This window comes from Campylobacter sp. IFREMER_LSEM_CL1085 (genome assembly GCF_025772235.1).
Taxonomy (GTDB): domain Bacteria; phylum Campylobacterota; class Campylobacteria; order Campylobacterales; family Campylobacteraceae; genus Campylobacter_D; species Campylobacter_D lari_D.
In genome coordinates, this window is record NZ_JAKMRU010000013.1 from 1 (window position 1) to 15,834 (window position 15,834).

The 15,834-nt window shown below is 28.7% G+C and carries 15 protein-coding genes; 8 read left to right on the forward strand and 7 right to left on the reverse strand.

What is annotated here, in order from left to right:
- The first annotated feature begins 102 nt into the window (after positions 1-102).
- Positions 103-594, forward strand: a complete 492-nt coding sequence (locus L8W56_RS06180) for a hypothetical protein (RefSeq protein ID WP_263659765.1) — start codon at positions 103-105, stop codon at positions 592-594.
- Here the strand turns inward: L8W56_RS06180 and L8W56_RS06185 are convergent.
- Both L8W56_RS06185 and rsmH read right to left on the reverse strand, forming a co-directional pair.
- Complete coding sequence (locus tag L8W56_RS06185; RefSeq protein WP_263659738.1) at positions 591-1,514, reverse strand: hypothetical protein; 924 nt, start codon at positions 1,512-1,514, stop codon at positions 591-593. The two genes, L8W56_RS06180 and L8W56_RS06185, sit on opposite strands and share 4 nt — an antisense overlap.
- A 3-nt stretch (positions 1,515-1,517) precedes the next feature.
- The gene (gene rsmH, locus L8W56_RS06190; protein WP_263659739.1) at positions 1,518-2,435 is read right to left on the reverse strand and encodes a 16S rRNA (cytosine(1402)-N(4))-methyltransferase RsmH; all 918 of its coding nucleotides are present in this window, start codon (positions 2,433-2,435) and stop codon (positions 1,518-1,520) included.
- Positions 2,436-2,495: 60 nt separating this feature from the next.
- On the opposite strand from rsmH, the gene L8W56_RS06195 reads away from it, so the two are divergent.
- From L8W56_RS06195 to L8W56_RS06215, 5 genes are all read left to right on the forward strand, one after another.
- On the forward strand, positions 2,496-3,074 hold the full coding sequence (locus L8W56_RS06195; RefSeq protein ID WP_263659740.1) for a class II aldolase and adducin N-terminal domain-containing protein: 579 nt from the start codon (positions 2,496-2,498) through the stop codon (positions 3,072-3,074).
- Positions 3,075-3,155: 81 nt separating this feature from the next.
- Entirely contained in the window at positions 3,156-4,634 is a 1,479-nt protein-coding gene (locus L8W56_RS06200) for a peptidylprolyl isomerase (RefSeq protein WP_263659741.1), read from the forward strand.
- On the forward strand, positions 4,631-6,010 hold the full coding sequence (gene ftsA, locus L8W56_RS06205; RefSeq protein WP_220566695.1) for a cell division protein FtsA: 1,380 nt from the start codon (positions 4,631-4,633) through the stop codon (positions 6,008-6,010). Before L8W56_RS06200 ends, ftsA begins: the two co-directional genes overlap by 4 nt.
- Positions 6,011-6,021: 11 nt before the next feature.
- Positions 6,022-7,128: a cell division protein FtsZ gene (gene ftsZ / locus L8W56_RS06210; protein ID WP_039626779.1), complete on the forward strand. Its 1,107-nt coding sequence runs from the start codon at positions 6,022-6,024 to the stop codon at positions 7,126-7,128.
- A 21-nt stretch (positions 7,129-7,149) separates the two neighbouring features.
- A complete protein-coding gene (locus L8W56_RS06215; protein WP_263659742.1) occupies positions 7,150-8,514 on the forward strand; it encodes a nicotinate phosphoribosyltransferase in 1,365 nt (454 codons plus the stop codon).
- Here L8W56_RS06215 and ispG read toward each other — a convergent pair.
- Positions 8,511-9,575 (reverse strand): flavodoxin-dependent (E)-4-hydroxy-3-methylbut-2-enyl-diphosphate synthase, encoded by a 1,065-nt coding sequence (gene ispG / locus L8W56_RS06220; RefSeq protein WP_250322407.1) that lies wholly within the window; start codon positions 9,573-9,575, stop codon positions 8,511-8,513. The two genes, L8W56_RS06215 and ispG, sit on opposite strands and share 4 nt — an antisense overlap.
- Before the next feature lie 67 nt (positions 9,576-9,642).
- On the opposite strand from ispG, the gene L8W56_RS06225 reads away from it, so the two are divergent.
- Positions 9,643-10,935, forward strand: coding sequence for a DUF2972 domain-containing protein (locus tag L8W56_RS06225; RefSeq protein ID WP_263659743.1), 1,293 nt, complete (start codon positions 9,643-9,645; stop codon positions 10,933-10,935).
- Here L8W56_RS06225 and L8W56_RS06230 read toward each other — a convergent pair.
- From L8W56_RS06230 to L8W56_RS06245, 4 genes are read right to left on the reverse strand one after another with little or no spacing between them, the layout of a single operon-like run.
- On the reverse strand, positions 10,928-12,772 hold the full coding sequence (locus tag L8W56_RS06230) for a primosomal protein N' (protein WP_263659744.1): 1,845 nt from the start codon (positions 12,770-12,772) through the stop codon (positions 10,928-10,930). The two genes, L8W56_RS06225 and L8W56_RS06230, sit on opposite strands and share 8 nt — an antisense overlap.
- Positions 12,769-13,239 (reverse strand): type II secretion system protein, encoded by a 471-nt coding sequence (locus L8W56_RS06235; RefSeq protein ID WP_133319897.1) that lies wholly within the window; start codon positions 13,237-13,239, stop codon positions 12,769-12,771. The genes L8W56_RS06230 and L8W56_RS06235 overlap by 4 nt, the downstream gene beginning before the upstream one ends.
- Entirely contained in the window at positions 13,240-13,479 is a 240-nt protein-coding gene (locus L8W56_RS06240) for a hypothetical protein (RefSeq protein WP_133319896.1), read from the reverse strand.
- Entirely contained in the window at positions 13,466-13,699 is a 234-nt protein-coding gene (locus tag L8W56_RS06245) for a hypothetical protein (protein WP_012661890.1), read from the reverse strand. Before L8W56_RS06245 ends, L8W56_RS06240 begins: the two co-directional genes overlap by 14 nt.
- Positions 13,700-13,853: 154 nt before the next feature.
- Here L8W56_RS06245 and uvrB point away from each other — a divergent pair, with 154 nt between their 5' ends.
- A complete protein-coding gene (gene uvrB, locus L8W56_RS06250; protein ID WP_263659745.1) occupies positions 13,854-15,827 on the forward strand; it encodes an excinuclease ABC subunit UvrB in 1,974 nt (657 codons plus the stop codon).
- Positions 15,828-15,834: the final 7 nt, after the last annotated feature.

Below are 15,834 nucleotides of genomic sequence, written 5' to 3' on the forward strand. Positions count from 1 at the left end.
GCAAATTTTAACACAAGATTTCATTTACAAGACTTAAAATTTATCTTATTTAAAAACAAAAATGCTAAAATCACAAAAATCACATACTTACTAGGTAAAACAATGAAAATACAAGAATTTATTTTAAACTTTATTTTTAAAGTTTCAAATCAACCTGTTAATTTAAAAGATTTATTAGAAGCAAATGCCTTGTTAAATGAAGGTATGATGATAGATCCTACGAAATTAAATTTTAAATTTAAGGTATTTAATTCTTATCTTATATATACCCTTTTTTGTATAGCTATTTTAGTTCCTATGCTTATCATCAGCCATTATTTTTTAACAATTATTGATTTTCATATTAGCATCTTGAGTGCTATTTTTGTTACCGCTTGTGTTTTTGTTGGCTATGATATTTTTAAAATTTATACTAGAAAAGTAATAAGCAAAAAATTATTGAAAAAAGCCTGGACTTTACATTTTCCATATTTTGCTTATGAAAAATATTCAAAAATAGCAGAAAATATTTATAATCAAGCTATTAAAGAAGAAATTCCAAAAAATCAACTTGAACAATATGTTTTGGAGAAAATCATTCAAACACAAGATTAATCTAAAAAGTCTAAAACTTGATTTTGAAAATACAATGCTTCAAGCTGTCTTTGAAGCTCTTTGTTTTCTTCATCTAAAACTAATTCTTGCGATCTTAAATCCGCTATTTCTCTACTTACATAATAAATTTGATTTCTAATATAAATTTGTGGGAAAAATATCAATAAAGCAAATGCTATCATCAAACCTGCATATAATAAATTTTTAGGGGTTAAATTTTTATTTTCCTCACTTACTATGCTATCTAAAAGTTCGTATTTATCTTCTTGATTATATTCTTGGTTTTCTTCAAGCCTTACCTTTTCTTCTAAAATTTTTTGCTCTTGCTTAGCTAATTTTTCTTTTTCTTTTAATTCTTCTTGAGCTTTTTTTATTTTTTCTTGTTCAATTTTTTTTTGCTCTTTTAATTCTTGTTTGAGTTTGACTTTTTCTTTTCTTTTTTCTTTTAAATCTTGAAATTTTGAAGTAACAAAGACATTACTTTGAGTAAGAATTTTAGATATTTGAATAGAATCTTTTTTTTCTTGTTGTATTTTTTCTACTTTTTTTACTTCCTGCAAAGTTTTAACATTTTTAGATGGCTTAAGATTTTTATCATTTTTTTTATCAAATTTTTCTTTTTGCTTTTTGAAAAAATTGAGTTGTAATTTAAAAGGCTTTTTTTCTTCTAATTTAACATTTATCAAATCTTCTTTTAAATAAATAGCGGATTGTTTTTTAGGTTTTTCTTTATATTCTTCATCAAAGTCTGTAAATTTAGGTCTTTTTTTACGCTGTATTCTATTTTTTAATATGCGATCGCTTTCATTGAAATTGTGCTCATACTCTTCATAAGGTCTACCTTCTTTAATAGCCCTAGAATATTTCAACATTTTTTCGCGTATATTTTGTTTTTCTTTTAAAAAATCATCTTCAATCATTATTTACCTAAAATAAAAAATTCTCATTTTTGCACAACTTGATCTACTATTATAGCTTATTTCTTCTTTGGAGGCACTTATAGCTTTTTTACTTAAAATTTTACCAAGACTATGTCCTTTACCGCATTCGCATTTTATAGCTCTTTCATCACAAATGCAGTCTTTTTCCCATCTTTTAAAAGTATTTTTTACTATTCTATCCTCTAAAGAATGAAAGCTAATAATAGCTAATTTACAATCTTTTAATTTTGCTTTCTCTATATTTTCAAGTAAGGATTTTAACTCACCAAGTTCATTATTTACTTCTATACGCAAAGCTTGAAATACGAGCAAAGCTAAAGATACATTGCGTCCTTTTAACTTAGCATTTCCTATAATTTGACTTAATTCTTTTGCACTTGTAATCTCTTTTTGACTTCTTGCATTGATAATTTTTTGAGCAAGCATTGAGGCAACCGGCGCTAGATCTCCATAGTCTTTAAAAATTCGTTCCAAAGATTCCTTGTTGTAAGAATTTACCACTTCTTTAGCACTTAAAGGATTATTTTGATCCATTCTCATATCTAAAAAATCAGAATTTAGTGAAAAACCTCTATCATTTTTATCAAGCTGCAAAGAAGATACACCAATATCAGCTAAAATTCCTCTTATGTTTTGCGTTGAAATTTGAGTTAAAATATCTTTAAAACCTATATGATTAAAACTTATTCTATCTTGAAAATTTTTTAAAAACTCTTTGGAAAAATTTAAAGCCTCTAAATCTTTATCGCAAGCAATTAATCTTAATTTTTCATGAGCTTGCAATAATGCTTTAGAATGCCCTCCATAACCCAAAGTACAATCTAAAAAATCTCCGCTATCAAAATCATCAAAAGTATTTAAAACTTCTTGTAATAAAACAGGAATATGTGGACTTTGCAAAATATACCTTTTAATATTTTTTAGTATAATACCTTAGCTAAGTTTAAAACAAGGTTTTTAATGAATAAAGAAAATATTATTTCCCAAATTCAAATTCTATCCTCATCAATGTTTAAAAAAAATTTTTTTGGAATTTGCCATGGTTCTGTTTCAGCAAAACTTTCCCAAGGCTCATTTATTATCAATAAAAGCAATGCTTTTTTGAATCAATTAGATGAAAAAAATTTAAGTATCTTAAAATTTGCAAAAGATTATAGCTGGGATGAAGCAAGCAGCGATAGTGAAATACATAAAAGCATATATGAAAATATACCTGAAGCTAAATTCGTATGTTTTGCTTATCCAGCTTATACCTTATCCATGAGTTTAAATCATGATTTCATAACACCTCAAGATTATTTTGGAGAAATTTTTTTAGAAGAAATTCGAGTTTACAATCCTAAAAGTTATGAGGATTGGGATGATAGATCGCAAACTGAAATTTATCGTTATATGTTAGAACAAAAACAAAATTTTGTCGTTGTGAAAGGATATGGAATATTTGCTTATGGAAGAACAAGCTATGAACTTGGAAAAATAATAGATTTAATCGAAAATTCTTGTAAAATTATCCATTTAGCAGAGACAAATTTATCATAAAATCATAAAATTAATTTTTTATTAATCACAAATTACCTATAATTTATGGTTTAATTTAATTAATTATGGATTGGGGTAAAAATGCTCACTTGGATGCAGCATCATAAAAAATATTTAGTTATTACTATTTGGATTAGTGTTATTGCTTTTGTTGGAGCAGGTTTTGTTGGCTGGGGAAGTTATGATTTTAACACCGATAGATCAAATTCTGTTGCAAAAGTAGGCGATGAAAAAATAAGCTATGATGAATTTAATCTAAAATATTCTCAATTATTTAACTACTACTCACAATTAAACAATGGCAATTATACACAAGAACAAGCACAAAAAGATGGCTTAGATACTCAAGCTATCAATAAACTTATACAAGAAAAACTTCTGCTTTCTTATGCTAAAACTTTAGGTTTAAATGTAAGCGAAGAAGAAATTGCTTATGATTTAGCGCATCAAAAAATTTTTCATAATGCTTCAGGTGTTTTTGATAAAGATTTATATTATAATTTACTTGCAAGAAACAACTATACACCAAAAGCTTATGAAAAAATTATCCATGATGAATTATTGCTTAAAAAAATCAATGCTATTTTAAATTTACAAATCAAACAAAATGAGCTTGATATGTTTGGTGCAAGTTTTTTAATGCAAGATAATTTAAAAATTCAAATAATAAAACTTGATAATAAAAATATTCCTATTGATGAAAAAGAACTAAAACAAACTTGGGAAAAAAACAAAAACCTATATAAAACACAAAAAAGCTATGAGCTTGCAACTTATTTTTTAGATCCTAATACAATCACAGTTGTTGATAAAGAAATTCAAGCTTACTATGAAGAAAATAAAAATGACTATAAAGATTTTGCAGGAAAAATTCTAAGCTTAGAACAAAGCAAAGATAAAGTTATAAAAGATTTAAAACTTTCCAAGCTTAAACTTAAAGCTAATGAAAGCTATGTTGCTTTGAGAAAAAACGAGCTTAGTTTTGACAAAAACATCACAATAAGCGATGCTGATATTTATTACCCTTTAGAAAACATACAAAAAGCTAAAGAAAATGATTTTATTAAGCCTTTTAAATTTGAAAATGGCTATATGATTGCAAAACTTATAAAAATAAATCCTATACAGACTATGACTTTTAAGCAAGCCAAAAATGAAGTGAGCAAACTTTACATCAGAGAAAAAACTAAAACTTTATTAGAAGAAAAAGCAAAGCTTGCCCTAGATAATTTCCAAGGCATAGATATAGGAACTTATAGTCGCGACTCAAGCAAAGGGGCAAAAGTAGGTGAAATGATAAACGATGCTGAATTTAGTGAGTTTTTAATGCATGTATTTGACTCAAATAAAGCTAAATCTTATGTTTTATTTGATGATAAAGCAATAGTTTATGAAATTACAAAGCAAACTCTAGAAAACAAAGATAAAGAAGAAATTTATAAATTTATCATAGAACAAAGTGCCAAACAAACTAAACAAGCTTTACTTAAGGAAGAATTATTAAAAAAACTTATAGAATTATATCCAATCCAACGCTATTATAAAGGAAATACAAATTGAATATTTTAGGAATTGATTTAGGCTCAATACAAACTTGTGCTATTTTGGCACAAAAAAGCGAAGAAGGACTTAAAATCATTGGTTTTGGAAAATCAAAATCAAATGGTATAAAAAAAGGAGCAATTACCAATATAGAGCTTGCTTCAAAATCTATAGAAGAGGCAGTAGCCGATGCACAAATGATGTCAGGTGTGCATTATGATAAAGTAATTGTATCTATTTCAGGTGCTTATGCAAAAAGTGTAGACAGTATAGGTGTAGTTAATATACCAAATCATGAAATAGGTATTAAAGAAATTCACAGAGCAGTAAGCACAGCAAAACATACCGCAAATATACCTAGTGGATATGAAATCATTCATGTATTGCCTTATAATTTTAAAGTAAATGATCTTGAGCATGTAGAAGATCCTTTGGGAATGAGTGGAAATCGTCTTGAAGTTTCTACACATATTGTAATCTCGCAAGAAGTGCATATTAAAAATCTAAAAAAAGCAGTTGAGCTTGCTGATCTTAGAGTAGATAATATCGTTCTTTCAGGATATGCTTCTTCTATCGCATGCTTTGATGATAGTGAAAAAGAATTAGGTGCTATTTTAATCGATATGGGTGGAGCAGTTTGCGATATGGTCATTCATGCGGGTAATTCTATACGATATAATGAATGCTTACAAATTGGTTCAGTAAATATCACTAATGATTTATCCATAGCTTTACATACCCCACCAAAAGAAGCAGAAAAACTAAAATTAAATTATGCATCTTTAGCACAAAATGAAAACTCAATTATACAAATTCCATATATGGGTGATGAAAAAAGAAAAAATGAAGTTTCAGTAGAAGTTATATCTAATGTTATTTATGCAAGAATTGAAGAAACTATTATTATTTTGGCTAAAATGCTAAGTGATAATGCTTGTGCAAATCAAGCAGGAGCAGGCATAGTATTAACAGGTGGAATGACAAAATTTGCAGGACTTGACAAACTTGCTTCAGCTTATTTTGATAATAAAGCTGTTAGAATAGCGACCGCAAAAAAAGATACTATGGATGGCTTTAAAGAAATTTTTGAAGATGCAGAAAATAGCTGCGCTATAGGTCTTTGTTTATATGGTGGTGGACATTTTACTCCTTATGAATTAGATTCTAATGAAAAACTAAGATACAAAGGAGAGCCTGAATTTATCAACAAACAGATAAAACAAAATCTCACCATAGAAGAACATGAAGAAGAAAATAAAAATTTTGAAGAAATTTTTCAAGAACAGAGAGATTTTGAAGATGAAAAAACAGAATTAACAAAAGTTGAAACCAAAAAAGATAAAAAATCAAGTTTTATGCATAATTTTTGGAATAAATTAATAAACCAGTTCTAATAGGAGATACAATGAGCGAATATCTAGTAGAAGAAATGCAACACGCAAAAGGTGCAAAAATAAAAGTCATAGGCTGCGGTGGCGGTGGCGGTAATATGATAGATCATATGGTAAATATGGGCTTACATGATCTTGATCTTATCTCAGCAAATACTGATGCACAAGCTATAGCAAAATCTTTAGCAAAAACTAGAATTCAACTAGGTGAGAAAAAAACTAAAGGTTTAGGTGCTGGTATGCAACCAGAAATTGGAGCAGAAAGTGCAAGAGAAAGCTTTGAAGAAGTAAAAGCAGCTTTAAGTCAAAGTGATATAGTATTCATTTCAGCAGGACTTGGTGGTGGAACTGGTACAGGTGCAGCTCCTGTTGTAGCACAAGCTGCTAAAGAAGTAGGCGCATTAACTGTTTCGGTTGTAACTATGCCTTTTGCTTTTGAAGGAAAACAAAGAAAAAAATTAGCTGAAGCTGGCTTGGCTGAATTAAAAAAAGAAAGTGATTCTATCATTGTAATCCAAAATGAAAAACTTCTTAGTATACTTCCAAAAAAAGCAGGTATAAAAGAAGCATTTAAACTAGTTGATGATATCTTAGCTAGAGCTGTTAGAGGTATGGTGTCTATTCTTTTAGAAGATGGCGATATCAATGTTGACTTTGCAGATGTTAGAACTGTTATGAGCCATAGAGGTTTAGCTTTAATGGGTGTGGGTCATGGAGAAGGTGAAAATGCTATCATGGACGCATTATCAAGTGCTATAGAATCTCCATTATTAGATGGTATGACTATGAAAGGCGTTAAGGGCGTGATTATCCATTATAAAATTGGACCTGAATGCTCATTGATAGAAATTTCACAAGCTACTCAAAGCATTAGCGATATAGCAGATGAAAATGCAAAAGTAATCTTTGGTGCAACTACTGATGAAAGCATGGGCGATCGTGTTGAAGTAACTATCATTGCTACAGGTTTTGAAGATAAAGCTGAAATAGAAAGTGCTAAAGAACAAGAAGAAAGTAAAAAAAATAGCTATATGAATTTGCGCAAAGCTAGCGGTGGGTTTGATGAGGAAGTAATTTCTCAACTTGATGTTCCTGCTTTCTTGCGTCGTCAAATGGATTAATTTGTAAGTAAAAATCCTTATATGAATTCTTCATTATTATGTGATTTTTACGAACTAAGTATGGCTTATGCTTATTTTAAACAAAATATGCATAAGCAGATTGTTTATTTTGAAGTTTTTTTTAGAAAAGCTCCTGATAGTGCTTCTTATGCTATTTTTTGTGGATTAGAACAAATCATAAATCATATTAATCATTTTTCTTTCTCTAAAGATGACATAGATTTTTTGAAAAATACTAAAAAATTTGATGATGATTTTGTAAACTACCTTTCAACTTTAAAATTTAGTGGAGATATACTAAGTGTTAAAGAAGGTGAATGTATTTTTGCTAATACACCTTTAATGATTATCAAAGCACCTATAATAGAAGCTTTATTATTAGAAACTTTCATACTTTTAACTCTAAATCATCAATGTCTAATTGCCACTAAAGCTAGCAGAATTGCTCAAATTGCAAAAGAAAAATTACTCTTAGAATTTGGCTCTCGCAGAGCCCATGGAGAAAGCGCAGCTTTAAATGGTGCTAGAGCTGCTTTTATAGGTGGTTTTCATGCAAGTGCTTGTACTTTAGCTGGGAGAAAATTTAATATTCCTATTAGTGGAACCATGTCTCATGCTTGGGTACAAATGTTTGATGATGAGCTAAGTGCTTTTAGAGCATATTGTCAAGTTTATAAAGATAATATAAGTCTTTTGATTGATACATATGATTATAAAAAAGGTATTGAAAATGCTATTTTAGTTTTTAATGAGTTAAATACGCAAGATTCTATGCAAAATTATTCCATCCGTATTGATTCAGGAGATTTGCTGAAAATCTCTAAATATATTAGAAAAAAACTAGATCTTGCTAACTTAACAAAATGCAAAATCATAGCTAGCAATGCCTTAGATGAGTTCATCATAGAAAAATTACTAAAAAACAAAGCTCCAATCGATGCTTTTGGTATTGGAGAAAAGCTTATTACTTCAGCAAGCTCGCCTATTTTTGGAGCTGTTTATAAGCTTGTTGCATTAGAAAAAAACAATCAAATCATCCCTAAAATAAAAATCAGCGCAAGCTCAAGCAAAACAACCTTGCCACATTTTAAAAAACTCATAAGGTATTATAAAAACAATAAAGCAAGTTTTGATATTTTATATACACATGATGAGAGTATCAAAAATTATCAAGGTTATACATATAAAAATTTACATGAGCTTATTTTTAAAGATGGAAAATTAATCTATGGGCTTCCTAACTTGAAAAATATTCAAGAGTATCATAAAAAAAGTGTTGATAGTTTGGATTTTAAACTAAAAAAACTTCAAAATCCAAGTATTTATAAAGTAAAAATTTCTAAAAAATTACAAAATATGCAAAAAACTTACTTAGAAAAAAATTAATCTTTTTCTCTAAGTTTTACTTCATCTTCTACTTCAAGTAAAAATCTATCAACAAGCTCATCTTCTTTTAATTTTGCCACCACTTCACCATGTCTTATAACTAAACCTTGATTTTTTCCAAAAGCAATAGCCACATCAGCACCCTTAGCCTCACCCAAGGCATTTACAACACAACCCATAACACTTATATTTAATGGTTCTTTTATATGTTTAGTTTTTTCTTCTACTATCTTAATCGCTTTAATCAAATCGCTTTGAATTCTTCCACAAGTTGGGCATGAGATGATATTTACTCCACTCTTTTGCACTCCACTATCTTGCAAAATAGCCCTTGCTACCTTAATCTCTTCTTCAAGCTCCCCTGTCATAGAAACTCTCATTGTATCGCCTATACCTTTTAAAAGCAAATTTCCTAAGGCAATCGAACTTTTAACCGTACTATGAAATTTAGTTCCTGCTTCAGTAACCCCTAAATGAAACGGATAATCACAAAGTGGTCTTAGAGCTTCATAAGCTTTTATGGTATTTTGCACATCTGAAGTTTTCATAGAAATTTTAATGTCAAAAAAGTCTAAATCTTCTAGTAATTTTATATTATATAAAGCGCTCTCAAGCATAGCCTCTATATTATAACCATATTTATCGCTAAATTGCTTTTCTATAGAGCCATGATTTACCCCTATTCTAATAGGAATTTTTCTTTGTTTACAAGCTTGCACCACTTCTTTTATATTTTCTTTTGAGCCTATATTTCCCGGATTAATTCTCACCCCATCGATAAATTCAGCACAAAAAACTGCTAGCTTATGATTAAAATGTATATCCACTATTAAAGGCAAGGGACTTTTTGCTTTGATTTCTTTTAAAGCTCTTGCATCTGCCATGTCCAAACAAGCTAAACGCACTATATTTGCACCGGCAAAATAAAGCCTATTAAGTTGCTCTAAACAACCTTCAATATCTCTTGTTTTAGTAAAAAGCATGGATTGCACAGAAATAGGTGCATCACCACCTATTAAAACATCGCCTACTTTTATTTGTCTTGTTTTATATCTTGTCATTAAAATCACTCTAAAAATATTTTTATATAATTTTAATAATTTAATCTAAAAATATCAAGGATTTAATATGAAAAATTTACTTAATTTTTTATCAGCTCATTTAGATAGCAAAAAAGCAAATTTTTTATTAAATTCACTCAAAACCAATCAAGATTATTTTTTTCAAAAATTTATACTAGATAATATAAATCATATTACAGCTTGGCTTAATAGTGACGATTTTAAACAATATGAAAATAAGACTTATCCACCATTAGTAAATCCAAAAAATATCGATATAGAACCTAGTGATTATTGCACAAAACTTGCTTGGAAACTAAACATACCTCTAGAAAATGCTAAATTTATCTATATTTCCCCTCATGGTGTTGGCGCTGCTGCTTTTTTAACACTACTCAATGAAGCATGCAATGTTTATTGCTCTGCTTCTTGGGTATCTCCAAACAACGGATATTACAGATATAATTTAAATTTTAAATCACTTCTTCAATACTCTCAAACAGCTATTAATATATCCGAGACAAATATTTTAGATTTGGATAAATATTTAAATTTAATTAGTTGTGATATACCTATACTAATTCAAACACGAGATCCCATATCTTTATTAAAACATTCATATGGAAGAGATTGGAGTAAAGTTCAAAGAAACTATAATCAAAATTTTAACTTAAATTTTAACTACCAAGAATATATTAATTTTTTAAAACCAAACAAAACTTACATGAAAGATGATTTTGAAAATTTACTAGAAAATACTTTTATAATGCATACTCTACTTAATAAAATTAACACAAACAATATTACTTATATAGATATGTGTGACTTAAACGAAAAGAAGGCTTATAATACTTTTATTAACTTGGCAGATAAATTTGATTTTACCCCCCCCCATAATGATGAAAATCTTTTTAAAAGAAAAGAATTTAGAGGTTATATAAGATATTTGCTTCCTTTAATTTTTCAAGTAGATTATGAAATAAAATTAATTATTAATAGATATCATATAAGCAACGAGCAAATAAATATTTTTTCCTACATTAGCAATAATGATCTTAAAAATAACATTGGCATTTATATCGATAAAAATAAAATATCTAAATTTTTAAATCATAAAAATTATGCAAGAATCAAACAATATTTATCCAATTTTTTAGATGCAATCAAAGAAATTGTTGACTACACAGAAACAAATCTTATGAAAGAAGATGAAGTATTAGACTATCTCAAGAAAAACAAAACAGCAAGGCTAAAACTCAAAGATATATTAGATAAAGAACTAATACATATTAAAAATTTCCGCCCTGATATTGTGAAATCATGGAAATATTACCAAGAATTTGAAAAATTCTTTAACTAAAATCAACCGGATCTATATCGCAAGTAATATTTTTAAAATTTAAAGCAAAGTGCTCAAATTTTACAAGTTCTTGATGAGTATTAGCGCGCAATAATACATAAAAACGCCATTTTTTATTTAGCATTTCAATGCCACAAGCACCATGGCCTACTAATTGCACTTGTTTTAATTCTTGAACTTTATTAGCTATAAATTCACATAAATTTAAAGCTTTGTTTTTATCCTCATCTTCAATAATTAGCCTTAAAAGTCTTTTAAATGGGGGATAAAGCTCATTTCTGGCATTTAATTCATCTTTTAAAAAACTATCATAATCTTGTATATATTTTTCAAAAAAAGATCTATTTTTAGTTTGTAAAAGTACCCTACCCTCACCCTTTCGACCTGCACGACCTGCTACTTGCATAGCAAGAGCCAAAGTCTCTTCCAAAGCTTTAAAATTAGGTCTGAATAAATACTCATCAAGACCTAAAATCACACTCAAATCCACATTGTGATAATCATGTCCTTTAGCAAGCATAGAAGTGCCTACTAAAATATCAATTTTTTCTTGATTAAAATCTTTTAAAATCATATCAAGCTTTTTTACACTGCTAATCTCATCACTATCAAATCTTTTTATGATAGGATTAAACTCAGCTAATTCTCTTTCTAAAAGCTCACAAAGCTCTGCTGTGCCCATTTTTTTAGCTTCAAGCATAACTCCATTGCAAGTTGGGCAGGTTTGATCGATTTCTTTAGTAAAATTGCAATAATGACATTTTAATGCATTTTTATTTTTGTGCAAACTCAAAGCAATAGAACAAAAAGGGCATTTAATGGTATTAGCACATTCTTTACATAAAATTTGTCTAAAATTTGCCCTTGTAGGTAAAAATACCACAGCTTGCTTTTTATTTCTTAAGCTAATTTTTAATTCTAAAAGTAATTTTGACGAGACACTAAGCTCGCTCTCATCATATAAAAACTGCTTTTTGCTTTCAAAAAAGGTTCCTTTAAGTCTAAAACAAGGATGTTTATAATAACTTACAACACTTGGAGTAGCAGAACCTAAAAGAACTTTTATATGCATTTTTTTTGCTATAAATAAAGCCAAATCTCTTGCATTGATTTTTGGATTATTAGAAGCTTTATAAGAATTATCATGCTCCTCATCAATAATAATCAAACTTAAATTCTTAAAAGGTAAAAACAAAGCCGACCTAGCTCCCACCACCAAAAGAGCTTTTGAATTTGTTAAATCTTGCAAATATTCTTGCTTTTTTTTCTTAGTAATTTTAGAATGCCACAAGAAAAAATGCTCGCCAAAATACACTTTTAATCTTTTTTGCATTTGCGGAGTTAGAGCGATTTCTGGCATTAAAAGCAAAACTTGCTTTCCTTGCTCTAGATATTCTTTTATCAAGCTAATATAAATTTCAGTTTTACCACTTCCTGTATCGCCAAATAACAAACTAGTTTGTTTAGTTTTTATAAATTCCAAAGCCTCTTGCTGGTTTTTACTTAAACTAGGTGCTTTTTCTATATGAATTTTTTCATTTTTATACTCTTTAATGCTTTCAAACATACCCAAAACAAAAGCTATTTTACTAGCATAATAATAAGCAATAAATTGAGCAAGTTCGTATTGGTATTGCGTTAGTTTAAAACCTGTTTTTTCTTTTATAGCTTGGGTTTTAAAATCAGGCTTTGAACATTTTTGTAAAATTATAGCTTTGAGATTTTTTTTCCTTGCAAGATCAACTATCACTTCATCTAAAATTTCAATTTCTTCTTCACTTTCATAAATTAAGGTATCTAAATAATATCCTTTTATAGCAAGTTGATAAAAATTCAAAACCCATAATCCTTACAATTTAAACTCACACATTCTAAAAAAACTTTTTCACCATTATAAGAAAAATCTATGTAATTTTTAGCATTTATAAAAAATCTATATTGAGTATTTGCTATTTTCATCCATGATTTTTTACTTGAAACAATTGGCTTATCTAATACACTATATGTACAATGATTTGTTTTTTTGTAATTTTGCAAACTATCACAAAAAAATAATTTTTGATTTTCACTATTTATCAAAGCTTCATCTAAAATGGCTGGAAAATCCTTACTTTCTTTAAATAAAAACTGATTTTTGAGTAAGGCCAAAGAAGCATTGATGAGCTCTACCTCACTTTTTGCTTGGATAAGTTTAGCATCATTTTTTCCAAAAGAAAAATACGGATAAGCAATTGTGCTAAGAATAGCAATAATCATCATACAAAAAATAAGCTCTACTAAAGTAAAAGCTTTTTTTACTTGCATTTATTGTATTTCTTCATCGATAGTGTTTATAAGTTTGTTGAGTTCTTTTTTTAAGATATAGTTTTCGTAGCTAAGTTTTACAAAAGCATTAATGAAATTTGCAAGTTCTATCTTACCTGTGCCTCCAGAAATTAAAGCAATCTCATCTTCAAGATGATTTGCAAATTCATTACTGCATGTTACAACAAAGTCTTTTGCATAGACATTGATTGTAACTTTTCTTTGATTATTGTTTGCCAAGAACTGCCTCTATTTTTTTGATCACATCTTCACTTTCAATATTTTTATTTTTAAGCTCTTCTTCCAAACGCGCAATTTGATTGTTTTTGGCTTCATTTTGTGCTTTTACGCTCACTAATTCATTTCTTAAATTTTCATTTATTTCACATACTTCATTATATTTAGCCAAAAGCTCATTTACTTTATCTGTCATTGTGTTGATTATTCTTTCATCATACATAATTTTTTGCCTTTATTGATTTTATATTTTAGAGTATTTTAAACACATATTGTAACAAAAAAAAATTTAATTTTGCATAGCTTTTTGTTTTAAAATTTAAATTTTTAGAAAAAATTTTGTGTAAAATTAGTAAAAATACAAGTTAGGAAAAATTATGTTTGAACTTACTAGCGAATTTAAGCCAAGTCCTGATCAAAAGCAAGCTATTGATGGTATAGTAAAAAGCATTAAAGCAGGTAATAAATACCAAACCTTGCTAGGTGTTACAGGTAGTGGAAAAACTTTCACTATGGCAAATATCATTAAAAACTTAAACATGCCTACTCTTATCATGAGCCACAATAAAAGCCTATGCGCGCAACTTTATAGTGAATTTAAAGGCTTTTTTGCAAATAATCATGTGGAGTATTTTATAAGCTATTATGATTATTATCAACCCGAGGCTTATATACCAAGAACCGATGTTTTTATAGAAAAAGACAGCTCTACTAATGAAGACTTAGAAAGATTAAGACTAAGCGCAAGTGCTTCGCTTTTAAGTTATGATGATGTTATTTGCATAGCTAGTGTTTCAGCAAATTATGGTTTGGGAAATCCAAGTGAGTATGTGGGTATGGTTTTGATTTTAGAGCTTAATATGCAAATAAATCAAAAAGAACTTTTAAAAAAACTTGTAGATATGGGTTATAAACGCAATGATAATTTCTTTGACAGAGCTGATTTTAGAGTCAATGGAGATATAGTAGATATATATCCAGCTTATTATGAGGATGAAGCTATTAGACTTGAATTTTTTGGCGATGAACTTGAGGCGATGTATCATTATAATATCTTAGAAAATAAAAAAGGTAAAGACTTAAAAAAATTTATACTTTATCCAACTAGTCAATTTAGCGTAGGTGAAGCTAGACTTAAAGAGGCTATAAAAGGTATAAAAGCTGAATTAAATAAACGCCTTGCTTATTTTGAAAATGAAAATAAACTCGTAGAAGCACAAAGACTAAAACAAAGGGTAGAATTTGACCTTGAAATGCTTCAAAGTACTGGCATGTGCAAAGGAGTTGAAAATTATGCCTTGCATTTAACAGGGCTTAAGAGCGGCGATACACCTTATACGCTTTTTGATTATTTTGCCATTAAAAATCAAGATTTTTTAGTCATTGTAGATGAATCTCATGTATCTTTACCACAATTTCGCGGAATGTTTGCAGGGGATAGAAGCAGAAAGCAAACTTTGGTTGATTATGGTTTTCGCTTGCCAAGTGCCTTAGGTAATAGACCTTTGATGTTTGATGAATTTATTAATAAAAATTGTAAATTTTTATTTGTTTCAGCCACACCTGCACCTTTAGAACTAGAATTAAGCAAAGAAAATATTTTTTATCAAATCATGCGTCCAACAGGGCTTTTAGATCCTAAAATAGAAATCAAAGATAGTGAAAATCAAGTAGAAATTTTATACGATGAAGCTAAAAAAGTTATAGAGCGTAATGAAAGAGTTTTAATAACCGTTTTAACTAAAAAAATGGCTGAAGAGCTTAGTAAATACTACTTGGAACTTGGCTTAAAAGTAAAATACATGCACTCAGAAATTGATGCAATTGAGCGCAATGAAATCATCCGTGGCTTAAGAAGTGGCGCTTTTGATATTTTAATCGGGATTAATCTTTTAAGAGAAGGACTTGATTTACCTGAAGTTTCCCTTATAGCAATTATGGATGCAGACAAGGAAGGCTTTTTAAGAAGCACCACCGCACTCATTCAAACGATGGGACGCGCGGCTAGAAATGTCAATGGAAAAGTATTGCTTTTTGCTAAAAAAATCACAAAATCTATGCAAGAAGCTATCGATACTACCAATGAAAGAAGAACCCTACAAGAAGCTTATAATAAAAAGCACAACATCACACCAACCTCAGTAAAAAGAAACATAGAAGAAAGTTTAAAACATGAGCTTGAACAAAGAGAAATTTATCGTAAAGGCAAAGAACTTGAAAAAATGCCTGCGAAAGAACGCGCTAAAATAGTAAAAGAATTAAGAAAACAAATGCTAGAAGCAGCTAAAAATCTTGAGTTTGAGAAAGCGGCAATGCTTAGAGATGAAATTAATAAATTAAGAACTTTATAATCCCTTA